The organism is Bradyrhizobium sp. 2S1 (genome assembly GCF_011516625.5).
Lineage (GTDB): Bacteria > Pseudomonadota > Alphaproteobacteria > Rhizobiales > Xanthobacteraceae > Bradyrhizobium > Bradyrhizobium septentrionale.
The window spans coordinates 2284176-2307839 of record NZ_CP147717.1 but is presented as its reverse complement, the minus strand read 5'-3'; the positions used below and the strand labels follow the sequence as shown (position 1 = coordinate 2307839).

Genomic DNA, 23664 nt, shown 5'->3' with positions numbered 1-23664 from the left:
AAATGAACATCAATACCTCGCCTGATCGGATCGTTCGCAGCTCGGGGCAAGTGACGCCGGGCTACATGTCCGGCTTCGGCAACAGTTTTGAGACCGAGGCATTGCCCGGCGCGCTGCCGATGGGGCGCAACTCGCCGCAGCGCTGCGCCTACGGGCTCTATGCCGAGCAGCTCTCGGGCTCGCCGTTCACGGCGCCACGCGGCACCAATGAGCGCTCATGGCTCTATCGCATCCGGCCGTCGGTGCGGCATTCCGGCCGCTTCGCCAAGGCCGACGCCGGGCTGTGGCGCACCGCGCCGTGCCACGAATACGACATGCCGATCGCGCAACTGCGTTGGGATCCGGCGCCGATCCCGAAGCAGGACATGACCTTCCTGCAAGGCGTGCAGACCATGACCACGGCAGGCGATGCCAACACCCAGGCCGGCATGGCGGCGCACATCTACCTCATCACCAAATCGATGGTCGATCAGCATTTCTACAATGCCGATGGCGAGATGATGTTCGTGCTGCAGCAGGGTAATCTGCGCCTCGTCACCGAATTCGGCCGCATCGATGCCGAGCCGGGCGAGATCGTGGTGATCCCGCGCGGCGTCAAATTCCGCGTCGAGATTCCCAATGGCCCGGCGCGCGGCTATCTCTGCGAAAATTACGGCGGCGCGTTCACGCTGCCGGAGCGCGGCCCGATCGGCGCCAACTGCCTGGCCAATTCGCGCGACTTCCTGACGCCGGTCGCGAGCTACGAGGACAAGGACACGCCGACCGAACTCTACGTGAAATGGGGCGGCGCGCTGTTCAAGACCACGCTGCCGCATTCGCCGATCGACGTGGTCGCCTGGCACGGCAATTACGCGCCCTACAAATACGATCTGCGCACCTTCTCGCCGGTCGGCGCGATCGCGTTCGATCATCCCGATCCCTCGATCTTCACGGTGCTGACCTCGCCGTCGGAGACTGCGGGCACCGCGAATATCGACTTCGTGATCTTCCCGGAGCGCTGGATGGTGGCCGACAACACCTTCCGCCCGCCGTGGTACCACATGAACATCATGTCCGAGTTCATGGGCCTGATCTACGGTGTCTACGATGCCAAGCCGCAAGGCTTCGTGCCCGGCGGCATCTCGCTGCACAACATGATGCTGCCGCACGGGCCCGACCGCGAAGCGTTTGAGCACGCCAGCAACGGCGAGTTGAAGCCGGTGAAGCTGACCGGCACGATGGCCTTCATGTTCGAAACCCGCTTCCCGCAGCGCGTGACGCAGCACGCCGCGACGTCGTCGACGCTGCAGGATGATTACTCGGATTGCTGGAAGGGGTTGGAGAAGAAGTTCGACCCGAACAAGCCGTGATGCTTGCCCTCTCCCCTTGTGGGAGAAGGTGGCGAAATCGACCGGAGGGAGATTGCGCCGGATGAGGGGTTTGTATCCGCGGAGACAGACCCCTCACCCGTCTCGAATTCGCTGCGCTCATTCGAGCCCCCCTCTCCCACAAGGGGAGAAGGAAGAAAGGACGAGCCCAAGCGATGCCCCACCCCAACGACCCAAAACTCCGCTCCTTCATCGACGTCGCGCCGACCTCGGACTTCCCGATCCAGAACCTGCCCTACGGCGTGTTCTCGTCGAAGGACGGCCTTGCGCCGCGCGTCGGTGTCGCGATCGGCGACTTCGTGCTCGACCTCTGGGAGCTCGAGCAGGATTCCCGGCTCGATGTCGGGCCGCTCGGCGTGTTCTCGCAACCCTCACTCAACGCCTTCATGGCGCTCGGGCCAAAGGTGTGGTCGGCGACGCGGGCGCGGATCAGCGAGCTGTTGCGCTCGGACCATCCGGAGCTGCGCGACAACAGGGAGTTGCGGGCGCGGGCGCTGGTGCCGATGGCCGACGTCAGGCTGTACATGCCGTTTGCCGTCTCGGGCTACACCGATTTCTATTCGTCGAAGGAGCACGCCACCAATGTCGGCGTCATGTTCCGCGGCAAGGACAATGCGCTGCAGCCGAACTGGCTGCACATGCCGATCGGCTATAACGGCCGCGCCTCGACGGTGGTGGTGAGTGGCACGAAGGTCCGGCGCCCTCGCGGCCAGCTGAAGCCGCCGACCGCTGAGGTGCCGAGCTTCGGCGCCTGCAAGCGGCTCGACTTCGAGCTGGAGATGGGCGTGGTGGTCGGGCAGGCATCGCCGATGGGCGAGATGCTGACCGAGAAGCAGGCCGAGGAGATGATCTTCGGTTTCGTCATCCTCAACGACTGGAGCGCGCGCGACATCCAGCAGTGGGAATATGTGCCGCTCGGGCCGTTCCAGGCCAAGGCGTTTGCGACTTCGATCAGCCCGTGGGTGGTGACGCGCGAGGCGCTGGAGCCGTTCCGGATGCAGGGCCCGGCGCAGCAGCCGGAGCCGCTGGCTTACCTGAAGCAGACCCAGCCGAACAATTACGACATGCAGCTCGACGTCGCGCTGCGCGCCGGCGCAACGAACGAAGCCAGGACGATCTGCAGCACCAACTTCAAATACATGTACTGGTCGTCGGTGCAGCAGCTGGTGCACCACGCCTCCAGCGGCTGCGCGATGAATGTCGGCGATCTCCTAGGCAGCGGCACGATCTCCGGCCCCGAAAAGCACCAGCGCGGCAGCCTCTTGGAAATCAGCTGGAACGGCACCGAGCCGGTCGAGCTTGCCAGCGGCGTGACGCGCTCGTTCCTCGAAAACGGCGATTCGCTCGTGATGCGCGGCTGGTGCCAGGGCGACGGCTATCGCGTCGGTTTTGGCGAGGTCGAAGGAACGATCGTCGCGGCGGAGTAATTCGCACGGGCGCTGCTTCACCTCCCCTAGAAAAGGGGAGGTCGGTTTGCGCAGCAAAACCGGGCGGGGATCTGCTCTCTCCACGGACGCCAGCGCCCGCGGCTGACCCCCATCCCACCTTCCCCCTTTCAGGGGGAAGGAGCCCGAGAGCAGGGCAGCCTCACCGCTCCTCGGGCCTGATTTCCCTCAGCCGTGCCGTATTCGCCGCGACATCGTCGAGGCTGTATTTCAGATGCACCCGCTTGTCCGACGGCGGCTGGTTCACCGTGCAGACGCCCGGCCGCCATGGCTTGGCGGGGCGGATCGGCCGCGGCGCGAACCCGCCGCCGCAGTTCGGGCAGACATTGCCGAGCTTGGTCTCGGCACAGTCCGCACAGAACGTGCATTCATAGGAGCAGATCCGCGCGTCCACAGCGCTCGGCGGCAAGTCCTTGTCGCAATATTCGCAGTTCGGTCGCAGCTGCAGCGCCATGATCGTCTCTCTTGCTCAATTTTGAAGGAATAATCGCAAGTCGCGCCACAGAAGCGAACGGCGTATTTCCCTCGATTTGCGCCATCACGTCTGTAGCGATTTGAGCGGCAGCTTCGTACTCTCCTTCAACCGGTCGAGCACGATCGAGGAGCGCACATGCGCGACGCTCTGGTGCGGCATCAGCACGTTGTTGACGATGTCGGACAGGCTCTTCAGGTCGCGCAGCATCACCTTGAGCACGTAGTCGGCATCGCCGGTCAGCGCGTAGGCCTCCTGGATGTCGTCGACGCGGTTGACCAGCTCGCGAAACCGCTTGGCATTGTCGGGCGAATGGGTCGCGAGCGTGATGTGGATGAAGGCGATCAGGCCGAAGCCGAGCGCCTCGCCGGCGAGGTCGGCATGGTAGCCAGCGATGACCTTCTCCTCCTCCAGCCGCATCCGGCGCCGCGAGCATTGCGAGGCTGAGAGCCCGACCAGGTCGGCGAGCTGCTGGTTGGTCAGCCGGCCGTCATCTTGCAGCGCGGCGAGCATTTTGAGGTCGAACGCGTCGACTTCAGGCATGCGTGAAATGTCCAATTCATGCACAGATCGTGCGCGATCCTAGCAAAACGACGGTCATTTTGCACGCACGTTGCACAGCAGATGACGGAAACTGATCTCCAGACAAATCAGGGAGTTACCGTCATGGGTCCGTTTCCGCACGATGCGCCGCCGGCCGAGATCAGCGCCGACAATCCGATGGGCACCGACGGCTTCGAGTTCGTCGAATATGCCCACCCCATTCCCGGCGAGCTGCACGCCCTGTTCAAGCTGATGGGCTTTGTCGCGGTGGCTCGCCACCGGACCAAGAGGATCACGGTCTATCGCCAGGGCGACATCAACTATCTCGTCAATGAGGAGCCGGGCACCCACGGCTTCAACTTCGTCGCCGCGCACGGCCCCTGCGCGCCGTCGATGGCGTTCCGCGTGGTCGATGCGAAGCAGGCCTATGAGCGCGCGATTACGCTCGGCGCGGAGCCGGCGGATGTTTCATCCGCAGAGAAGACGCTCGATGTGCCCGCGATCAAGGGCATCGGTGGCAGCCTGCTCTATTTCGTCGATCGCTACGGCGCCAAGGGCTCGGCCTATGATGCCGAGTTCGAATGGTTAGGGGCCGCCAACCCGCGCCCCGCGGGCTCCGGTCTCTATTATGTCGATCATCTCACCCACAACGTCCATCGCGGCCGCATGGATGTCTGGACCGGCTTCTATGCCAAGCTGTTCAACTTCCGCCAAATCCGCTTCTTCGACATCGAGGGCCGCGCGTCGGGCCTGTTCTCCCGTGCACTGACCAGCCCGGACGGCAAGATCCGGATTCCGATCAACGAGGACGCCGGCGATTCCGGGCAGATCGAGGAGTATCTCAACGTCTACCGCGGCGAGGGCATCCAGCACATCGCCTGCGGCGCGCGCGATATCCATGCGACGGTCGAGACGCTGCGTTCGTCCGGCTTGCCGTTCATGCCGTCGCCGCCCGAGACCTATTTCGAGCGGATCGACGCCCGCCTGCCGAAACATGGCGAGGACCTCGCGCGGCTAAAGACCAACGGCATCCTGATCGACGGCGAGGGCGTGGTCGAAGGCGGCCAGACCAAGGTGCTGCTGCAGATCTTCTCGGCGAACGCGATTGGGCCGATCTTCTTCGAATTCATCCAGCGCAAGGGCGACGACGGATTCGGCGAAGGCAACTTCAAGGCGCTGTTCGAGTCGATCGAGGAAGACCAGATCCGCCGCGGCGTGCTGAAGGTCGATCACGCCGCGTAGGTACAGCGTTAGCGTGCCACGCTAGCGCACAGCCAACAGGTGTCGTCCCGGCGCATGCCGGGACCCATGCCGCGGAATTGATCGCGTATGCCGGATGGCAGTCCCGCGGAGCGGTCGTGCGCCACAACGACGTTCCGGGGTTATGGGTCCCGGATCCGCGCTCGCTACGCTCGCTTGTCCGGGACGACAGCGAGATTATTTCCCCGCCTTCCAGGCCGCCGTCACATCCCCAATGCTCGCCAATTCCGGCTCGCGGATTGCGGACGGCGTGCGCGAGAAGCGCGGCGCGGGGGCGGGCTGGGTGACGCCGTGGCGCTCGACGAAAACCTGGCGCGCCGCCATGTGCGGATGCTTCGGGGCTTCCTCCATGGTCAGGATCGGCGCGAAGCAGATGTCGGTGCCTTCCATGATCGTGCACCAGTCGGCGCGCGATTTGCTCTTGAACACCTTTTCCAGCTTCTCCTTCAGCGCAGGCCAGGCCTTGCGGTCCATCTGGGCGTCGAAGTCGGCGTCGGAGAGATCGGCATGCTTGCGCAGCAGCGCGTAGAACTGCGGCTCGATCGAGCCGATCGAGATGAAGTTGCCGCAGGAGCATTCGTAGACGCCGTAGAAATGCGCGCCGCCGTCGAGGAAATTCTGGTCGCGGCCGCCGCTCCAGCGGCCCTGCGCGGCCATGTCGTAGAACATCGACATCAGAGACGCCGCGCCGTCGCACATCGCGGTATCGACCACCTGGCCCTTGCCGGACTTCTGCGCTTCCAGCAGTGCCGCGAGCACGCCGACCACGAGGTAGAGCGCGCCGCCGCCGAAATCGCCGACCAGGTTGAGCGGCGGCACCGGCTTCTCCTTGGTGCCGATCGCAGCCAGCGCGCCTGTTATCGAGATGTAGTTGATGTCGTGGCCGGCGGCGTTCGCCAGCGGGCCCTCCTGGCCCCAGCCGGTCATGCGGCCATAGACCAGCTTGGGATTGCGCGCGAGCACGACATCGGGGCCGAGCCCGAGGCGCTCCATCACGCCGGGACGAAAGCCTTCGATCAGCGCGTCGGCATGGCTGAGCAGGTCGAGCACTTCCGATATCGCGGCCTTGTTCTTGAGATCGAGTTCGATCACCTTGCGGCCGCGGGTGGCCACCGCCTTCAAATTCTTGCCCGCGCCGACCCGGTCGAGCGTGATCACCTCGGCGCCCATGTCGGCGAGCAGCATGCAGGCGAACGGGCCGGGGCCGATGCCGGCGAATTCGACGATGCGGAAGCCGGCGAGCGGGCCCGAGGCGCGAGCGGCGGTCTGGGAGGCAGGTTTATCGAGCACGTTGCTGTTCCGTTGGTTGTAGGGCGTTAAGCGGCTGAGGTGTTGCGACTGGCGCGAAGCCGAACTTTACGCGTTCTCCCAGCCGTCCATGGGGGACGGTATTTTTAATTAGCTGATTAGCTAAATTGTCTCGCCTTATGCGGGATGTGGCAAGCGTCTTTTGCCTTGGAACGCCGGTAAAGCGGAGCGCCGGTAAAACGCGAACGGCGCGCATCGCTGCGCGCCGCCCCTCGACTTGTGTTTAAGCGCTATCAGCCGGCCGCGGTCACTGCCCGCTGTCCCATCACCTTGATCAGGTTCGCGCGATAGTCTGCCGACCCGTGGATGTCGGCGAGCAGGCCGCTCGCCGGGATCGTCACGCTGTCGAGCGCCGAGGCCGCCCAGTTCGCCTTCAGCGCCTGCTCGATCGGCGCTACCCGCATGACGCCGCTTTGCGACGCGCCGGTTGCCGTGGCGCGGACGTCGCCCGACTTGGTCTTGGCGACGAACACGCCGGTCAGCGCGAAGCGCGAGGCCGGGTTCGGAAACTTGGCATAGCCCGCCTTGGCCGGAACCGGGAACGATACCGCGGTGATGATCTCGCCATCCTCGAGCGCCGTCGTGAACAGGCCCTTGAAGAAATCATCCGCCGCGATCGACCGCTTGTTGGTCTTGACCGTCGCGCCGAGCGCCAGCACCGCCGCCGGATAATCCGCCGCCGGGTCGTTGTTGGCGAGCGAGCCGCCGATGGTGCCGCGATAGCGCACGGCGGGATCGCCGATCATCGACGCCAGATTGGCGAGCGCCGGGATCGCCTTCTGCACGGCGTCGCTTTGCGCCACATCGTAATGCGGCGTCGCGGCCTTGATGGTGACAGTGTCGCCCGAAACCTCGATGCCGATCATCTCCTGCAGCTTGGAGAGGTCGATCACGTCGGAAGGGGCGGCGAGACGCTGCTTCATCACAGGAAGCAGGGTTTGTCCGCCGGCAAGGAATTTTGATTCCGTGCCCTTGGCGAACGTGGCCGCGGCGTCGGCGACCGAGGAAGCGCGGTGATAGTTTGTCTCGTACATGGCTCTTCCTCCCTCAACCGTGAATGGCGTGCCAGACGCGATCGGGCGTCGCCGGCATTTCCAGCTTGTTGTTGCCGATGGCGTCCGTGATCGCGTTGATCACGGCAGCCGAGGCGCCGATCGCGCCGGCTTCGCCGCAGCCCTTGACGCCGAGCGGGTTGCCCGGACACAGCGTCGTGGTGTGGGAGAGCTGGAACGACGGCAGGTCGTCGGCGCGCGGCATGGTGTAATCCATGAACGACGCGGTCACGAGCTGACCGGTGTCGTCATAGACCGCGCCTTCGAGCAGCGCCTGGCCGATGCCCTGCGCGAGGCCGCCATGGACCTGGCCCTCGACAATCATCGGGTTGATCAGCCGGCCGAAATCGTCGGCTGCCACGAAGTTGACGAAGGAAGTCTTGCCGGTGCCGGGATCGATCTCGAGCTCGCAGATATAGGCGCCGGCCGGGAAGGTGAAATTGGTCGGGTCGTAGAACGCCGTCTCCTTCAGGCCGGGCTCCATGCCGTCAGGCAGATTGTGCGCGGTGTAGGCGGCGAGCGCGACCATCGGCAGCGCGATCGACTTGTCGGTGCCGGTGACCTTGAACTCGCCATTCTCGATCACGATGTCGCTCTCGGAAGCTTCGAGCGCATGAGCCGCGATCTTCTTGGCCTTGGCCTCGACCTTCTCCATCGCCTTGACGATCGCCGTACCGCCGACCGCAAGCGAGCGCGAGCCGTAGGTGCCCATGCCGAACTGCACCTTATCGGTGTCGCCATGGACGATCGAGACCTGGCTGATCGGGACGCCCAGGCGTTCTGAAATCAGCTGCGCGAACGTCGTTTCGTGGCCCTGGCCGTGGCTGTGCGAGCCGGTGAGCACCTCGATGGTGCCGACCGGATTGACGCGGATCTCCGCCGACTCCCACAATCCTACGCCTGCGCCGAGGCTGCCGACCGCCTTCGACGGCGCGATGCCGCAGGCCTCGATGTAGCAGGAGACGCCGATGCCGCGCAGCTTGCCACTGGCTTTCGCCTTGGCCTTGCGGGCCGGGAAGCCGGCATAGTCGATCGCCTTCATTGCGGCATCGATCGAGGCGTGGAAGTCGCCGATGTCATACGCCATGATGACGGGCGTCTGATACGGGAACGTGGTGATGAAGTTCTTCTTGCGCAACTCGGTCGGATCGACCTTCAACTGCCGCGCCGCAGTCTCCATCATCCGCTCGACCAGAAAGCTCGCCTCGGGGCGGCCTGCGCCGCGATAGGCGTCGACCGGTGTGGTATTGGTGTAGACGGCGATCACCTCAGCGTAGATCGCCGGAATCACATACTGGCCCGACAGCAGCGTCGCGTAGAGATAGGTCGGCACCGCCGAAGAGAACAGCGACATATAGGCGCCGAAATTGGCATGGGTCTTCACCCGCAGGCCAAGGATCTTGTTGTCCTTGTCGAACGCCATTTCCGCCTTCGAGACATGGTCGCGGCCATGCGCGTCGGTGAGGAAGGCTTCGGAGCGGTCGCCGGTCCACTTCACCGGGCGGTTGACCTTCTTCGAGGCCCACAGCGCCACCATTTCTTCCGGATAGATGTAGATCTTGGAGCCGAAGCCGCCGCCGACGTCGGGGGCGATCACGCGCAGCTTGTGCTCGGGTGCGATGTTGTAGAATGCCGACAGCACGAGGCGGGCGACGTGCGGGTTCTGGGACGTGGTGTAGAGCGTGTAGTGCTCTTCGGCATGATCGTAATGCGCGACCGCCGCGCGCGGCTCCATCGCGTTCGGCACCAGGCGGTTGTTGGTGAGCTCCAGCGTCACCACGTTGGCCGCCTTGCTGAAGGCGTCGCCGACCGCGGCTTCGTCACCGATGTGCCAGTCATAGATGATATTGCCGGGGGCTTCGGGATGCAGTTGGGGTGCGCCCGGCTTGATCGCGGCCTTGATGTCGGCCGCGGCGGGAAGCTCTTCATAGTTGACGACGACGGCTTCGGCGGCGTCCTTGGCCTGGTTCTTGGTCTCGGCGATCACGACCGCGACCGCCTGTCCGACAAAGCGCACGGTCTCCGGCGCCATCGCTGGCCACGCGCCCATTTTCATCGGCGAACCGTCCTTCGAGGTGATTGCCCAGCCGCAGATCAGATTGCCGACCTTGTCGTCGACGATCTGTTGCCCGGTCAGCACCGCGATCACGCCGGGCATCTTCATGGCCTCGGCTGAATCGATGCCCTTGACCTTGGCATGTGCATGCGGGCTGCGGATGAAGTGAGCGTAGCTCATGCCCACCATCTTGACGTCGTCGACGTAACGACCCTGGCCGGTAATGAACCGGCGATCTTCCTTGCGCACGACGCGTGCGCCAATTCCTTCAACACCCATGGTCTGGTCCTCCCGACCGGAGATTCGTTTTGCCGCCGTTTCCATCGAGACTGGCGGTGATGAGCTTGATCGTGTGTGCTGCGTGGGCCGGCTACTCGGCGGCCTGCGCGACCTTCATGCGGCCGGCTGCATCGAGCACCGCCTTGACGATGTTGTGGTAGCCGGTGCAGCGGCAGATGTTGCCTTCTAGCTCGTGGCGAACCGTTTCCTCGTCGAGCTTGCCACCATGGCGGTGCACGATATCGACCGCGGACATGATCATGCCGGGGGTGCAATAGCCGCACTGCAGGCCGTGATTGTCGCGGAACGCCGCCTGCATCGGGTGCAGTTCGTCGCCCTTGGCGAGGCCTTCAATCGTGGTGACGTTGGAGCCCGCGGCCTGGCCGGCCAGCATGGTGCAGGATTTAACCGCCCGTCCATCGACATGGACGACGCAAGCGCCGCACTGGCTGGTATCGCAGCCGACATGGGTGCCGGTGAGGTTCAGGTTTTCGCGCAAGAGGTGCACGAGGAGGGTTCGGTCCTCAACGTCGACCGAGACCGCCTTGCCGTTTACCGTCAATTTGACTGTAGACACGCGTTTCTCCCAATAGCTTCGTTATGGGCCCAGTAGATCACGCTTCAAGTGGGGCGTAACCGCGATCAAAGTCGTAGTCGCGGCCCTGTCATGAAGGCGCCGGGCTGTGTTTCCGATCCTAGCAGGCGGCCGTTCAATGAGCAATTTGCAAGCTGGCAGCGACGTGCTCCGGCGCGATCAAATTGCGCTGCGGCGCAAGCGATTCTCGGCAGGCTGACGGTGCTCGCAACGTGCCGAAAATCGTCGCCGTGATTGCTACTACCTTCCGCCTATAACGGCGCAAAAGCGTTGCTGTCATTTTCATCGCCGACGCAGCGACAGAGATCGCTGGTTCATGAAATTGGGTAGCGATCCGCGCGCGCGATGCATCCATCGCGGCAACGAAACCATATTGGAGGAAGCCAATGAAGCTGAGGAGCGGGATTTTCTTTGCCGGTGTGTCGCTGGTCGTCATGGTGATGGCAGGCAATTGGTGCGTCGAGAGCCAATGATTCCGTCGTGAAGGCGGCGTCCGATCCCAACGGATGGGCGATCGCCGGCCATGACTACGGCAATACGCGCTTCAGCCCGCTGAAGCAGATCAATTCCGAGAATGCCGGCAAGCTGCAGCTGGTCTACTCGCTGTCGCTGGCTTCGCTGCGATCCAACGAGTCTTCGCCGGTCGTGATCGGCAAGACACTGTACGTGTCGACCTCGTGGGGTCCGAAATACGTCTATGCGATCGATGCCGCGACCGGCGCGCGCAAATGGACCTGGCAGCCCGATATTCCCGATGACGTGCTTCAATACGCCTGCTGCGACGTCAACAGCCGCGGCGTGTCCTACGCCGACGGCAAGATCTTCGTCGGCCGGCTCGACGGCAAGCTGACCGCGCTCGACGCCGAGACCGGCAAGGAGCTCTGGACCTCGACGGTGGTCGACTACAAGCAGGGCTCGGTCATCACCTCGCCGCCGCTCGTGGTTCGCGACAAGGTGATCACCGGATTCGGCGGCGGCGAATACGGCGTCCGCGGCTCGTTGCAGGCGTTCTCGCTCAAGGACGGCAAGCTGCTCTGGCAGACCTACACGGTGCCGGCGCCCGGCGAACCCGGCAGCGACACCTGGAAGGGCGACACCGGGCTGCATGGCGGCGGCGCCGCCTGGCTGGTCGGCTCCTACGACGCCAAGTCCGACACGGTCTACTGGGGTACCAGCAATCCGGGACCGTGGAATACCGCGGTGCGCTCCACCGGCGACGGCAATTTCGGCAAGCTGACCAACCTCTACACCGCCTCGACGCTGGCGATCGATCCCAACACCGGCAAGATCAAGTGGCACATCCAGGGCACGCCGGCCGACGCCTGGGACTATGACGGCGTCAACGAGCTGCTGCTCGCCGACCTGAAGATCAAGGGCAGTGAAACGCCCGTTCTGATGAAGGCGGACCGCAACGGCTTCTTCTTCGTGGCCAACCGCGAGACCGGCAAGGTGATCTCGGCCGAGAAGTATGTCTTCGCCAACTGGGCCAAGAAGTGGGACATCAACACGATGCGGGCGGAAGAGGATCCGGACAAGCGTCCGGGCCCCGGCCATCCCGCCAAGGACATTTGCCCGAACCTGATCGGCGGCAAGAACTGGCAGCCCATGTCGTTCAACCCGGAGACTGGCCTGGTCTATATCCCGACCAACAATGTCTGCATGGACTGGTCGGTCAGCGACGTGAACTACAAGCGTGGCGTGTTCTATCTCGGCGCCGAATTCCCGACCAAGGAAGGCCCCGGCGGCTTCCTCGGCGAGCTGGTGGCCTGGGATCCCGTCGCCAACAAGAAGGTATGGGGCATCAAGGAAGACCTGCCCTTCAACGGCGGCACGCTGACGACCGGCGGCAATCTCGTCTTCTCGGGCAATCTGCACGGTGACTTCCGCGCCATCGATGCCAAGAACGGCAAGGTCGTGTGGAGCAAGAACCTCGGCAGCGGCATCGGCGCCGGTCCGGTGACCTATTCGGTCGACGGCAAGCAGTATGTCGCGATCGTGGTCGGCCGTACCGCCGCGCTGCCGGCCTTCCTCGGTGACATCGGCAAGAAGATGGTTGCCGCAGCACCCGAAGGCGGCTCGCTGTTCGTGTTCGCCCTGCAGTAACGCATCGTCCAAGGAGGCAGCATTGTCCGTGTCCTGCATCAATCGGAACGAAGCGCCCAGATGTGCGCGCGGCGCCCAGTTGGGAAGGGCGATCCGGGCCGTGCTGCTCTCCACCGCGCTGCTCGCGCCGGCCCTGTCGGCCGGCGCGGACGAGGCCAGGCCGCCGCTGCGGCTCTGCGCCGACCCGACCAACCTGCCGTTCTCGAGCGACGATCCGGGCAAGCCCGGCCTCTATCTCGAGATCGGCCAGGCGGTGGCGCAAAAGCTCGGCCGCACGGTGAGCACCAATTGGTACAAGTCCTATTTCGGCAAGCGCACCGTGCGGGAGACGCTGCTCAGCAAGCAGTGCGACGCCATGGTCGGCCTGCCGCTGATCGACGATTTCATGGGTCCGGCCGTGATCTTCTCGAAGTCGATCGCCCATGAAGGCTATGCGCTGGTCGGCGCCAAAGATCGCAAGCTTGCTGGCGTCGACGACCTCAAGGGATTGCGGGTTGCGGTGCAGTATCAGTCGACGCCGCAGAACCTGCTTGCGCTGCGTGACGATATCCAGAAGGTCACCGTGCTGAGCCCGGAGGAGGGCATGGCGGCGCTCGACCAGGGCAAGGTCGACATCGCCTTCATCTGGGCGCCGGTGGCGGGCTGGCTCAACAAGACCAGCTATGGCGACAAATATCAGATCGTGGCGACCGAGGGCGACGGCCTCGTGTGGGCGACCGCGATCGGCTTCGCCAAGGCGTCCGGCGCCCTGCGCGATGAGGTCGACGGCGTGCTGCCGTCGCTGCAGCCGGACATTTCCGCGCTGTTTGCCAAATATGGTGTGCCGAACGGTGCTCCGGTGAAATTCGGCGAGGCGGCCCCGGCGACGACGTCGTCTGTCGGGGCGGGCGAACCCGTCACGGTCGGGCAGGCGGCCGCGGCCGAGAAACCGGTTCAGACCGCGGCTGTCGCCGGCGACGCCAAGGGGGATGCCACGGCGGGGCGGGAGGTCTTCAACGGCACCTGCGCCCATTGCCATGGCCCGGACGCGGTGCAGGCCGAGCGGAAGATCGACCTCAGGCTGCTGAAGAAGCGCTATGCTGACGACATGGAATCGACCTACTGGAAGACGGTCCATGACGGGCGGCCAGCCAAGGGCATGCCGGCCTGGAAGGACGTCTTCAGCGACGACGAGCTCAGAAACGTATATGCCTATCTGCAGAGCGTGCAGGATACCGGCGGATCGAACTAGCCGCGGCCATCGGCGATTGGAGCGTTTTCGAGCGAAGTGGATACCGGTTCGCGTGAAGAAAACGCGTCAAAACAAGAATCGAGAGTCCCGTTCCGATTCAATCGGAACGGAAAGGGCTCTAGCAGTGCGAGGGTCCTCATGATGGGGTTCCTGATCATCGACGATCACCCTCTGTTTGGCGAGGCGCTTGGCAATGCCATCCGCATCTCGCACCCGGATGCCCGGATCTATGAGGCCACCTCGATCAAGGGGGCGCTCGGCATCCTCGCCAGCGAGCCGAATATCGATCTGGCGCTGCTCGATCTGCTGTTGCCCGATGTTGTCGGCTTCTCCGGCTTCCAGAAGATCCGGGATCGCTATCCACGGCTGCCGATCGCCATCGTCTCGAGCGAGGAGGACAAGCACACCATCCGCGAGGCCCTGGAGATGGGCGCGGTCGGCTATCTGCCGAAGTCGACCTCGCTCGGCGAGCTCTCGCAGGCGATCGCGCGGGTGCTGAGCGGGTCGGTCTCGGCGCCGCGGGATTTCGTCGCGGTCGGCGCACTGGATCAATCCGAGACGGCGCGGACGCTGCGCGAGCGGATCCAGAAGCTGACGCCGCAGCAAATTCGCGTGCTGCACCTGATCATCCGCGGTCTGCAGAACCGCGAGATCGCCTCCGAGCTCAAGCTCGCGGAATCCACCGTGAAGGCGCATGTGACCGAGATTTTGCGCAAGCTGAAGCTGTTCAGCCGCAACAAGGCGATCATCGAGCTCGGCAAGATCCCGCTTCCGGTCCCCGACGCCTGCGCCGGCGCGAAGGCAGAGAAGGCGCCCTAGGCTTGCTGCACTGCGAGGCACGCGCATTGAAGGTCGCCCCTATAGGCTGCTGGTCGGCTTTGGGATAACCTCGTGCGCACAATGGCTGTCATCAGCGATCCGAGGGAGGACGGCGCAGCATTGACCACGACCGCGCCCCTGGCGGACGAGCCGCCGCTCGGCAAGGCGGGTGCACCTCGACTGCTGATCGTCGAGGATCACCCGCTGTTCCGTGCCGCCCTGATCGGCGTGATCGGGGCCGAGTTTCCCGATGCCGAGGTGCTGCAGGCGACCTCGATCGACGGTGCGCTGGATGTGATCGCCGCGCGCGACGGCCTCGATCTGATCCTGCTGGATCTGTCGATGCCCGGGATCACGGGCCTGCTTGGCGCCTACCGGGTGCGCGCCGCCGCGCCGCGCAGTGCGCTGGTGATCGTGTCGGCGCATGACGATTCCCGGATCATCGGCGGGGCGATCTCGCTCGGTATTTCCGGCTTCATGCCGAAATCGACGCCGAAGGTCGAACTGGCGCGGCTGTTGCGCGGCATCCTCGAAGGCGCGGTGTGCCTGCCGGCCCGCTTCCGCGACACGGCTGCTGCCCGCAAGGGCCAGGCCGAGACGCGCGAACTGATGCAGCATCTCGGCCAGTTCACCGCGCAGCAGCTTCGCGTGCTGGACATGATCTGCCGCGGGCTGCAGAACAAGCACATTGCCTATGAGCTCGATATCTCGGTGACCACCGTGAAGGTGCATGTCTCGGAGATCCTGCGGAAGCTCGGCGTGCGGAGCCGGACCGAGGCGATCATCGCGATGTCGAAGCTCGACTTCGGCAAGCACGACCACGCGCCGGTGACGGCCTCGCCCTCGCGCGGCGCCTCCTCATAGCCGCGCGGCTGACTGTTCCGCCGCCAGCAGGAACGACAGCAGCGAGCGCATCTCGGCGGGCTTGATCGGCTTCTTCAACAGCTCATGGCCGTAGGCCGACACGTCGGAGGCGGCCTTGGCCGAGTAGTCGGCGGTGACGATGATCGCCGGAACCTTGGCGTTGATCTCGCCGCGGATCACGTCGACGGCCTGGATGCCGGTCTCGCCATTGTCGAGATGCAGATCGGCGATGATGGCGTCGGGAATGCCGTCGAGCGCGTGGATGCGCTCGAGCGCCTCGGTCTTGGAGATCGTCACCGCGACGTCGCAGCCCCATTTCTCCAGCAGATGGGCGAGACCCTCGGCGCTCGAGAGGTCGTTCTCGATCAGCAGGATTTTTGCGCCCTCCATGCCGCCATAGCGATAGTCGACGCTGGCCTGCTCGCGCACCGGGATCGCAACCGGATCGAGGGTACGCGGCACGGTGACCGAGAACACCGAGCCCTTGCCGGCGCGCGAGTTCAGCCTGATGTCATGACCGAGCAGGTCGGCAAACCGCCGCACGATCGAAAGGCCGAGCCCGATACCCGCCTTGTCGCCGGCACTGGCGTCGCCGCGCTGAAACTCGACGAAGATGGCCTCGCGCTGGGCTTCCGGGATGCCCGGCCCGGTGTCGTGCACCTCGATGCAGATATCCTCGCCCTTGAGACGGCATCCCATCAGCACGGTGCCGCGCTGGGTGTAGCGCAGCGCGTTGGCCACAAGGTTCTGCAGGATCCGGCGCAGCATCAGCGGATCGGAGCGCACCACCGCGGATGACGGCATGATCTTGAAGCCGAGGTTGCGCTTGGCGGCGGTCGCCACGAATTCCTGCTCCAGCGGCTCGAACAGCGAGGCGATCGCGACCGGGCCGAACTCGGGCCGGAGCACGCCCGCATCGAGCTTCGAGATGTCGAGCAGCGTCCGCAGCATGTCCTCGAGCGTCGCCAGCGAACGGTCGATCTGGTCGGTCAGCGCGACGCTCTTGGGCTCGGGCGCCATTTCGGTCAGCGCAGACAGCGTCAGCCTTGCCGCGTTCAGCGGCTGCAGCAGGTCGTGCGTCACCGAAATCAGCACCGATGATTTCAGCGAGCTTGCCGCCTCGGCCTGCTGCTTGGCCTGCAGCAGGCGTCCATTGGTCTTTTCCAGCGATTGCAGCGCCTGCTTGAGCTGCTTGGTGCGGTCGCGGACCTGCTGATCGAGCGCAATCGCGGTCTCGAACAGCGAGAACGCGTTGAGCTGCTGATCGGTCGAGCGTTCGACGCGCGACATCAGCGCCGCGTTGATCTTGCGCAGCTTCTCGGCCTCGCGTTCGAGCGTCGCAATTCGCGTGGTCTTGGTGTCGGTCATTGCGGCGCGACAGCCCGCTTGCCGATGGCGATGCCGGTCAGCGTCTGGTTGACATGCATGGAGCGATACTGCTCGCCATAGGTCTGAAAGCCAATCACTTTGTTGCGGCGATAGAGCTCCGACATCTCTCGCGACAGCTGGCGCTGCTCGACATCGAGCCGGCGCAGCACGCATTCGAAGCCGATGAACATCGAAACCTCGCCGAGATCCTCGGTCAGCTCCTCGAGCAGGCGGCTGGTCACGTCGATCGGATCGCGCTCGCGCGCCACCGTCAGCACCATGCCCTCGTCGATGGCGCAGAAGAATTGCAGCGATCCGTCCGGATTGGTGCGCTGGATCGACCGCGCGTAATAGGCGCCGCCGACGCGGACCAGGACCGGATGCGCGGCAAAGGAGAACAATTCGAGCTTGCTGTCGCTGAGGCCGACGGCGCGGGAATATTCCAGCGCGGCCGGCTCGGCATTCAATTCCTTGACGATACGGTGCTCGGTATCAGCCTCGGTCACCACCATCTTGGTCGAGGTCGGCTCGAAATGGTCGCACTTGAACAGGCGGAACGGCAGCCGGGTCCGGATCAGGATCAGGACGGCGGCGTCGGTATGGGCCTCGCCGCCATGGAACACCCAGGACTTCTCGAAGCGCAGACCGTCGCCGGCCGAGCCGCCGACCACCGGAATGTCGCCGAGCGCTGCATAGATCGCCGACATGATGGTCTCCTCACGCTGGCACATGCCGTCGATGAAGAGCAGCCCGAAGGAATCCTCGGTGTGGTCGCAATGCTCGGTGCGCTGCGCGAATTCGTTCTGCAACTCGGTGCAGATCGAGCGGCCATGATCGACCCGAAACGTCGCGAGGTCGAACAGCGGCCGCGCCGCGATGACGAAATCGGCTGCGTTGAAGCCCATCGCGACGACGCTGTCCTCGTCCCAGCCGCCGGGCGACAATTCGCCGGCCGTGGTGCAGCCGAAGATCGGAACGTCGGGCATCCGGCGGGACAGTTCGGCAATGAATTCCTGCGGGTCATAGAACGGCGACACGAACACCACGAGCATCGCGAGATCAGCTGACGCCAATTGGCGTGCGATCTCGTCCGCTGCTTGCCGCGGCCCGTCGGTCTTTGCCTGCACCACGATAATGCTGTCGGTGGCGCTGCCGTTCTCCTTCGCCAAAGGCGTTCTCCCTGATCAGAATTTTTTGCTTTTCTTGGCGCGGCCGGTTGAGGCAGCGCGGGTCGTAAGGGCATACGGACCATGCCGCGATTGGTTGCGGTCAGGCCCGCCGATAAATTCTAGGTCGTGAGGGGGAATGTCATTGGCCGGACTTTGCCGGCAGCTTCGCTCGCCGCAAGCGCCAACGGCGCCGGTCGACGCGATGACATGGGACACCTCCCGATGTGTTCTCCTGGCCCGGGCAGGGACAGGTTTGATCGGTTCTAAACTATCGGGCCGGTCCCGCGCGTCAATCACCAAGCCCACCCTCCTGGCCCGACCAAGGTAGTAGCGTGCCGATTCAGGCGAACTTGTTGCCCATTTACCGGGCCTTATCGATTCTGCCTTAGTTTTGCCCTCCGGGGTCTGGGGCGGGTTGCTGCCGGACACCGCGTGGTTTTCAGAATGAAGACGGGGGGTGGAATGCCGGGACTCAAGCGATCGCTCTCGATCAGGTTCCCAACCCTCAGATTCCGCGCCAAGATCATGCTCGGCTTTGCCGTCACGCTGGCGCTCTCGGCCGCCACCATGGGCTTCGCCTATATGGGCTTCGAGCGGGTCTCCGCCGGGGTCGGCTCCTATCGCCAGAGCGTCGCGGAAGCCGATCTCGCCCGCAACATCGACCGCGAACTGATCTCCTACCGCTCGCTGGCGCGCTACTACGTCGCGACCGGCAAGGAGGACGACGCCAAGGCGGCGCTCGCCGCCGAAGCCAGCCTGAAGGACGCCATCATGGCGTCGATGAAGGGCACCACCTACCCGGCCCGGCTCGAGCAGATCACCAAGCTGGAGCGTGAATTCCGCGCCTTCACCAAGATCTTTGCCGAGATCGTCCGGATCAAGGACGAGAGCGCGCAGACCGCGCAGAACAGGCTGGTCCGCAGCGCGACCTCGATGCGCTACAAGCTCGACGACCTCCCGAGCAATGCCGATGATTCCGAGCTGCAGTCGATCCAGTTCGGCGCCAAGAAGGTGGCCGACCAGCTGCAGTCGATCACCGGGGCGGTCAACACCTTCGTCGTCAACGGCGACAAGACCGTCGCCTCCAGCGCGCTGGCCCGGCTGAAATTCGCCGACAATCTGGTGAAGGGGATCACCTCGCAGAACGAGCGGATCACGCAAGGGGGAGCTATCGCTGAAAGTTGGTGACGGCGGGAATCGGGAAGGCGGCATATCGTGGGGGTGCTTGACGCCTCCACTTCTCCACCGAAGGAGCGATATGCCGTGGCCAAAGATAACATCATCAAGTTGATTCAGCCAGGAAACGTCGACGATCAACTCACCGAAATCTTGCGCAATGGGGCGCGTGCTCTGTTGGCCCAGGCGGTCGAGGCCGAGGTCGCGGACTTTCTCGGCAAGCATGCCGATTTGAAGACTGCGGACGGCCACCAGCGCGTCGTGCGCCACGGTCACCTGCCGGAACGCGAGGTTATGACCGGTATCGGTCCGGTCGGCGTCCGCCAGCCGCGTGTACGCGATCGCGAGGCGGAGGCTACCGATCCCGACCGCATCCGGTTCTCTCCGTCGATCCTGCCGCCCTACATGCGCCGCTCGAAATCGATCGAGACGCTGCTGCCGATCCTTTACCTGAAGGGTATCTCCACCGGCGACTTCTCCGAGGCTCTGGCGGCGCTGCTCGGCAAGGATGCTGCCGGGTTGTCGGCATCCGCCATCGGCCGTCTGAAGGACGGTTGGCTTGACGAACACACCGCGTGGCAGAGGCGCGATCTGTCGGCGAAGCGCTACGTCTACATCTGGGCCGATGGCATCCATCTCCAAGCACGCCTCGAAGACGAAAAGCAGTGCATCCTGGTGCTGATCGGCGCGACGCCGGAAGGCCGCAAGGAACTGGTCGGCTTCACCGATGGCGCCCGCGAGAGCGCGCAGGACTGGCGCGATCTGCTGCTCGACCTGAAGCGGCGCGGGCTCGGCGTGCCACCGCGGCTCACCATCGCCGACGGCGCGCTCGGGTTCTGGAAGGCCGCCGGCGAGGTCTGGCCGAAAACGCGCGAGCAGCGCTGCTGGGTACACAAGACCGCCAACGTGATCGCCAAGTTGCCGAAGAGCCAGCAGCCTAAAGCCAAACGCGCGTTGCAGGAGATCTGGATGGCCGAAACCAAGGCCGCCGCCGAGCTGGCGTTCGACGCCTTCATCGAGAGCTACACGCCCAAATACGAGAAGGCGGCCGACTGCCTGAGCAAGGATCGGGACACGCTACTGGCGTTCTACGACTTCCCGGCCGAACACTGGAAACACCTGCGGACCACCAATCCCATTGAAAGCACCTTCGCTACCGTGCGCCACCGCACGATCCGATCGAAGGGCTGCCTGTCCAACAGAACGGCGCTCGCGATGGTCTTCAAACTGCTTGAGGCCGCGCAGAAAAGCTGGCGTCGTCTCGATGGCCACAACCAGTTGCCAAAACTCGTTCTCGGTGTGACATTCAACGATGGGATCGAGGTCATCGCCAAACCGACTGACCGTCAGCCCATAACCGCCGCCGCCTGACCGGCCGCGCCGTCACCAAAATTTGGCGATAGCTCCGCAAGGGGTGAAGGAAATCACTGCGCTGCTCGAAGAATATCGCGAGGCGCTCGCCAAGCTGATCGCCAATGCGAAGTCGATCGACGAATTGACCGTCGAGATGACGGAATCCGCGGCCGCGATCAGCCAGGGCGCGGCGGCGATGAAGTCCGATCTCTTCGCCGACCAGAAGCGGCTTGAAAGCGAATCGCACACGATGATCGGCGATACCGAGCAGCTGATCCTGATGCTCGCCGCCGGCAGCTTCGTGCTCGGGCTGGTTTGGGCGTTCCTGCTCGGCAAGGGCATTTCGCGGCCGATCGCGGCGATGTGTGCCGCGATGCGCGAACTCGCGGCGGGCAATTTCGATGTCGTGCTGCCCGGCCTCGGCCGCCGTGACGAGCTCGGCGAGATGGCCGGCGCCGTGGAGGAATTCAAGGTTCAGGCGGTCGCCAAGGCCGAGCGCGATGCCGCGACGCAGGAAGCGCAGAACAAGGCGAGCGCTGCGGCGCGGCGCACCGAGCTGATTCGTTTTGCCGACGAATTCGAATCCGCCGTCGGCGCGATCGTTTCCAACGTGTCGGCTTCCGCCGTGCAGCTCGAGTCGGCCGCTGGCACGCTGACCCGGACTGCGGAGACCACGCAGAACCTGTCCAGCCAGGTCGCCGGCTCCTCCGAGGAGGCCTCCAGCAACATGCAGTCGGTGGCTTCGGCGACCGAGGAATTGTCCGCATCCGTCGACGAGATCGGCCGCCGCGCTAAGGAATCCAGCCAGATCGCCGATTCCGCCGTGCGTCAGGCCGAGCAGACCGATGCGCGGATCGGCAAGCTCTCGCGTGCTGCGCAGGAGATCGGCGACGTGGTCAAGCTGATCACGGCGATCGCCGAGCAGACCAATTTGCTGGCGCTGAACGCCACCATCGAGGCCGCCCGCGCGGGCGATGCGGGCCGCGGCTTCGCGGTGGTCGCCTCCGAGGTGAAATCGCTGGCGAGCCAGACCGCCAGGGCCACCGACGAGATCTCCAGCCACATCGCGGGCATGCAGGCCGCGACGCAGGAATCCGTCGTCGCGATCAAGGAGATCGGCGGCACCATCGGGCAGATCTCCGGGATCGCGACCAACATCGCGAGCTCGGTCGAGCAGCAGAGCGCGGCAACGCAGGAGATCGCGCGCAGCGTGCAGAACGTCGCACAGGGCACCCAGGAAACCGCATCGAGCGTCACCCAGGTCAACCGCGGCGCCACCGAGACGGGAGCGGCCTCCGAAGAGGTGCTGAACTCGGCACGCTCGCTGTCGGTCGAAAGCTCGCGGCTGCGCGAGGAGCTCGACCGTTTCATGGCGAATATCCGCGCGGCGTAAGCGCGCTGGCCTATCAATTATCGTCGTCCCGGCGCAGGTCGGGACCCATAACCACCACTCATTATTGTTGTACGTGCAATTCGCCGCGCGCCCATTGCCATGGCCGCGGGTCCCGGCCTTCGCCGGGACGACAAGACCGATCCCGCTCCAACTGTTCTCTGTGATACGGCTGTTTTCCTTGCTTATCCGCATTGCGGGAACCCTGGCCGGCCTGCGGCGTTGACGTCGCGTGGCGGGCACACCGTTTGCCGCAATCCTGGGAGAGTGAACCTTGGAACACATCGTTCCGGGGTTTTTCTCATTGGTCCAATCTAATGAACTTGCAGCGGACACAATTGAGCTCTGCGAAAACGACGGACGGGACTGCGTCGCCAGTTGCACAGAGCGACGACCGCGTCATCGAGACCTCGATCCCGCTTCGGCTCGACAATCTCGCCTGGAGCGGCTTCCACACCCGCGTCGTGCTCGCGCTCGGCATCACCTGGATTCTCGACGGGCTCGAAGTGACGCTGGCCGGTGCGCTGTCGGGTGCGCTGAAGGACAGCCCGGCGATGCACTTCACCAACGCCGATGTCGGCCTCGCCAGCAGCGCCTACCTCGCCGGCGCCGTGCTCGGCGCGCTCGGCTTCGGCTGGCTCACCGACCGGATCGGCCGCAAGAAGCTGTTCTTCATCACGCTCGCGGTTTACCTCTCGGCGACCGCTGCGACCGCGCTGTCGTGGAACGTCGCGAGCTACGCACTGTTTCGCTTCCTCACCGGTGCCGGCATCGGCGGTGAATACACCGCGATCAACTCGACCATCCAGGAACTGGTGCCGGCGCGCTATCGCGGCTGGACCGATCTCGTCATCAACGGCAGCTTCTGGATCGGCGCCGCGATCGGCGCGCTGAGCGCGATCGTCCTGCTCGATCCCGCATTGCTTGCGCCGGACCACGGCTGGCGGATCGCCTATTTCACCGGCGCGGTGCTTGGCCTCTTCGTGCTGCTGATGCGGATGTGGATTCCAGAAAGTCCGCGCTGGCTGATGATCCATGGCCGCCCCGAAGAAGCCCACAGGATCGTGGCCGATATCGAGACCTCCGCGCTGGGCCACGAGCAGTCGAGCGAAGGCTTCGAGAAAATCAAGCTTCGGATGCGCGATCACACGCCGTTGCGTGAGGTCGCGGTGACGCTGTTCTATACCTATCGGCAGCGCTCGCTGGTCGGGCTGACGCTGATGGCCGCGCAGGCCTTCTTCTACAACGCGATCTTCTTCACTTTCGCACTGATCCTGACCGATTTCTTCGGCATCGCCGCCAGCCATGTCGGCTGGTACATCCTGCCCTTCGCTGCCGGCAACTTCCTCGGCCCGCTGCTGCTCGGCCGCCTGTTCGATACGGTGGGCCGCCGCACCATGATCACGCTGACCTATGGCATCTCCGGCGTGCTGCTTGCGTTGTCCGGCTATCTGTTCTCGATCGGCGTGTTGAGCGCGCAGACCCAGACCATCGCCTGGATGGTGATCTTCTTCTTTGCGTCGCCGGCGGCGAGCGCCGCCTATCTCACCGTCAGCGAGACGTTTCCGCTGGAGGTCCGCGCGCTCGCGATCGCCGTCTTCTATGCCGTTGGCACCGGCATCGGCGGCGTGATCGGGCCGGCGCTGTTCGGCGTGCTGATCGATACCGGATCGCGCAGCAGCGTGTTCGCCGGCTACCTCCTGGGGTCGGCACTCATGATGGTCGCCGCAGCCGTCGCGTGGCGCTATGCCGTCGCGGCCGAGCGAAAATCGCTCGAATCCGTCGCGCGACCACTGGCATTTGTGGAGTAGACT

The 23664-nt window shown here is 64.5% G+C and carries 17 protein-coding genes and 2 pseudogenes; 11 read left to right on the top strand and 8 right to left on the bottom strand.

Annotated features, from left to right (window positions below; genetic code table 11):
* The first annotated feature begins 2 nt into the window (after positions 1-2).
* Both hmgA and fahA read left to right on the top strand, forming a co-directional pair.
* The gene (gene hmgA / locus HAP54_RS10920) at positions 3-1349 is read left to right on the top strand and encodes a homogentisate 1,2-dioxygenase (protein ID WP_166299908.1); all 1347 of its coding nucleotides are present in this window, start codon (positions 3-5) and stop codon (positions 1347-1349) included.
* Between the two features lie 173 nt (positions 1350-1522).
* Positions 1523-2794 carry a fumarylacetoacetase gene (gene fahA, locus HAP54_RS10915; RefSeq protein WP_166299906.1) on the top strand — a complete coding sequence of 424 codons (1272 nt, stop codon included), beginning with the start codon at positions 1523-1525 and terminating at the stop codon, positions 2792-2794.
* Between the two features lie 160 nt (positions 2795-2954).
* Here the strand turns inward: fahA and HAP54_RS10910 are convergent, their stop codons facing one another.
* Positions 2955-3266, bottom strand: coding sequence for a DUF1272 domain-containing protein (locus tag HAP54_RS10910; RefSeq protein ID WP_166299904.1), 312 nt, complete (start codon positions 3264-3266; stop codon positions 2955-2957).
* 84 nt (positions 3267-3350) lie between these two features.
* Positions 3351-3827, bottom strand: a complete 477-nt coding sequence (locus HAP54_RS10905; protein ID WP_166213366.1) for an Lrp/AsnC family transcriptional regulator — start codon at positions 3825-3827, stop codon at positions 3351-3353.
* Positions 3828-3950: 123 nt separating this feature from the next.
* On the opposite strand from HAP54_RS10905, the gene hppD reads away from it, so the two are divergent.
* Positions 3951-5069, top strand: a complete 1119-nt coding sequence (gene hppD, locus HAP54_RS10900; protein ID WP_166299902.1) for a 4-hydroxyphenylpyruvate dioxygenase — start codon at positions 3951-3953, stop codon at positions 5067-5069.
* A gap of 195 nt (positions 5070-5264) precedes the next feature.
* Here the strand turns inward: hppD and HAP54_RS10895 are convergent, their stop codons facing one another.
* The 4 genes from HAP54_RS10895 to HAP54_RS10880 form a co-directional block, all read right to left on the bottom strand.
* A complete protein-coding gene (locus HAP54_RS10895) occupies positions 5265-6377 on the bottom strand; it encodes a CaiB/BaiF CoA transferase family protein (RefSeq protein WP_166299900.1) in 1113 nt (370 codons plus the stop codon).
* Between the two features lie 251 nt (positions 6378-6628).
* Complete coding sequence (locus HAP54_RS10890; protein WP_166299898.1) at positions 6629-7429, bottom strand: FAD binding domain-containing protein; 801 nt, start codon at positions 7427-7429, stop codon at positions 6629-6631.
* 13 nt (positions 7430-7442) lie between these two features.
* A complete protein-coding gene (locus HAP54_RS10885; protein WP_166299896.1) occupies positions 7443-9782 on the bottom strand; it encodes a xanthine dehydrogenase family protein molybdopterin-binding subunit in 2340 nt (779 codons plus the stop codon).
* A 91-nt stretch (positions 9783-9873) separates the two neighbouring features.
* Positions 9874-10359, bottom strand: a complete 486-nt coding sequence (locus tag HAP54_RS10880; RefSeq protein ID WP_024583646.1) for a (2Fe-2S)-binding protein — start codon at positions 10357-10359, stop codon at positions 9874-9876.
* A gap of 452 nt (positions 10360-10811) precedes the next feature.
* On the opposite strand from HAP54_RS10880, the pseudogene HAP54_RS10870 reads away from it, so the two are divergent.
* The 4 genes and pseudogenes from HAP54_RS10870 to HAP54_RS10855 all read left to right on the top strand — a co-directional run bounded on the left by HAP54_RS10870 (position 10812) and on the right by HAP54_RS10855 (position 15394).
* Positions 10812-12480, top strand: a pseudogene (locus tag HAP54_RS10870) (PQQ-dependent dehydrogenase, methanol/ethanol family).
* A gap of 79 nt (positions 12481-12559) precedes the next feature.
* Positions 12560-13711, top strand: coding sequence for a c-type cytochrome (locus HAP54_RS10865; protein ID WP_248114245.1), 1152 nt, complete (start codon positions 12560-12562; stop codon positions 13709-13711).
* 138 nt (positions 13712-13849) lie between these two features.
* A complete protein-coding gene (locus HAP54_RS10860) occupies positions 13850-14530 on the top strand; it encodes a response regulator (RefSeq protein ID WP_092121932.1) in 681 nt (226 codons plus the stop codon).
* A gap of 81 nt (positions 14531-14611) precedes the next feature.
* Positions 14612-15394: a LuxR C-terminal-related transcriptional regulator gene (locus tag HAP54_RS10855; protein ID WP_224741303.1), complete on the top strand. Its 783-nt coding sequence runs from the start codon at positions 14612-14614 to the stop codon at positions 15392-15394.
* On the opposite strand, the gene HAP54_RS10850 is transcribed toward HAP54_RS10855, so the two are convergent.
* The gene (locus tag HAP54_RS10850; protein ID WP_166299892.1) at positions 15389-16762 is read right to left on the bottom strand and encodes a hybrid sensor histidine kinase/response regulator; all 1374 of its coding nucleotides are present in this window, start codon (positions 16760-16762) and stop codon (positions 15389-15391) included. The genes HAP54_RS10855 and HAP54_RS10850 overlap by 6 nt on opposite strands.
* Entirely contained in the window at positions 16759-17931 is a 1173-nt protein-coding gene (locus tag HAP54_RS10845; RefSeq protein WP_166299890.1) for an FIST N-terminal domain-containing protein, read from the bottom strand. Before HAP54_RS10845 ends, HAP54_RS10850 begins: the two co-directional genes overlap by 4 nt.
* A gap of 462 nt (positions 17932-18393) precedes the next feature.
* Between HAP54_RS10845 and HAP54_RS10840 the strand changes: the two genes are divergently transcribed.
* From HAP54_RS10840 to HAP54_RS10825, 4 genes and pseudogenes are all read left to right on the top strand, one after another.
* Entirely contained in the window at positions 18394-19119 is a 726-nt protein-coding gene (locus HAP54_RS10840; RefSeq protein ID WP_175619406.1) for a hypothetical protein, read from the top strand.
* A gap of 75 nt (positions 19120-19194) precedes the next feature.
* Positions 19195-20478: an IS256 family transposase gene (locus tag HAP54_RS10835; protein ID WP_166298302.1), complete on the top strand. Its 1284-nt coding sequence runs from the start codon at positions 19195-19197 to the stop codon at positions 20476-20478.
* Between the two features lie 43 nt (positions 20479-20521).
* Positions 20522-21853 (top strand): annotated as a pseudogene (locus HAP54_RS10830) (methyl-accepting chemotaxis protein); the annotation flags it as partial.
* Between the two features lie 314 nt (positions 21854-22167).
* A complete protein-coding gene (locus HAP54_RS10825; RefSeq protein WP_166299888.1) occupies positions 22168-23661 on the top strand; it encodes an MFS transporter in 1494 nt (497 codons plus the stop codon).
* Positions 23662-23664: the final 3 nt, after the last annotated feature.

What these genes read in the sequence shown, in the direction of transcription:
- hmgA (WP_166299908.1), top strand. Translation starts at nt 3, where the DNA reads ATGAACATCAATACCTCGCCTGATCGGATCGTTCGCAGCTCGGGGCAA.
- fahA (WP_166299906.1), top strand. Translation starts at nt 1,523, where the DNA reads ATGCCCCACCCCAACGACCCAAAACTCCGCTCCTTCATCGACGTCGCG.
- HAP54_RS10910 (WP_166299904.1), bottom strand. Translation starts at nt 3,266, where the DNA reads ATGGCGCTGCAGCTGCGACCGAACTGCGAATATTGCGACAAGGACTTG.
- HAP54_RS10905 (WP_166213366.1), bottom strand. Translation starts at nt 3,827, where the DNA reads ATGCCTGAAGTCGACGCGTTCGACCTCAAAATGCTCGCCGCGCTGCAA.
- hppD (WP_166299902.1), top strand. Translation starts at nt 3,951, where the DNA reads ATGGGTCCGTTTCCGCACGATGCGCCGCCGGCCGAGATCAGCGCCGAC.
- HAP54_RS10890 (WP_166299898.1), bottom strand. Translation starts at nt 7,429, where the DNA reads ATGTACGAGACAAACTATCACCGCGCTTCCTCGGTCGCCGACGCCGCG.
- HAP54_RS10885 (WP_166299896.1), bottom strand. Translation starts at nt 9,782, where the DNA reads ATGGGTGTTGAAGGAATTGGCGCACGCGTCGTGCGCAAGGAAGATCGC.
- HAP54_RS10860 (WP_092121932.1), top strand. Translation starts at nt 13,850, where the DNA reads ATGATGGGGTTCCTGATCATCGACGATCACCCTCTGTTTGGCGAGGCG.
- HAP54_RS10855 (WP_224741303.1), top strand. Translation starts at nt 14,612, where the DNA reads ATGGCTGTCATCAGCGATCCGAGGGAGGACGGCGCAGCATTGACCACG.
- HAP54_RS10850 (WP_166299892.1), bottom strand. Translation starts at nt 16,762, where the DNA reads ATGACCGACACCAAGACCACGCGAATTGCGACGCTCGAACGCGAGGCC.
- HAP54_RS10840 (WP_175619406.1), top strand. Translation starts at nt 18,394, where the DNA reads ATGCCGGGACTCAAGCGATCGCTCTCGATCAGGTTCCCAACCCTCAGA.
- HAP54_RS10825 (WP_166299888.1), top strand. Translation starts at nt 22,168, where the DNA reads ATGAACTTGCAGCGGACACAATTGAGCTCTGCGAAAACGACGGACGGG.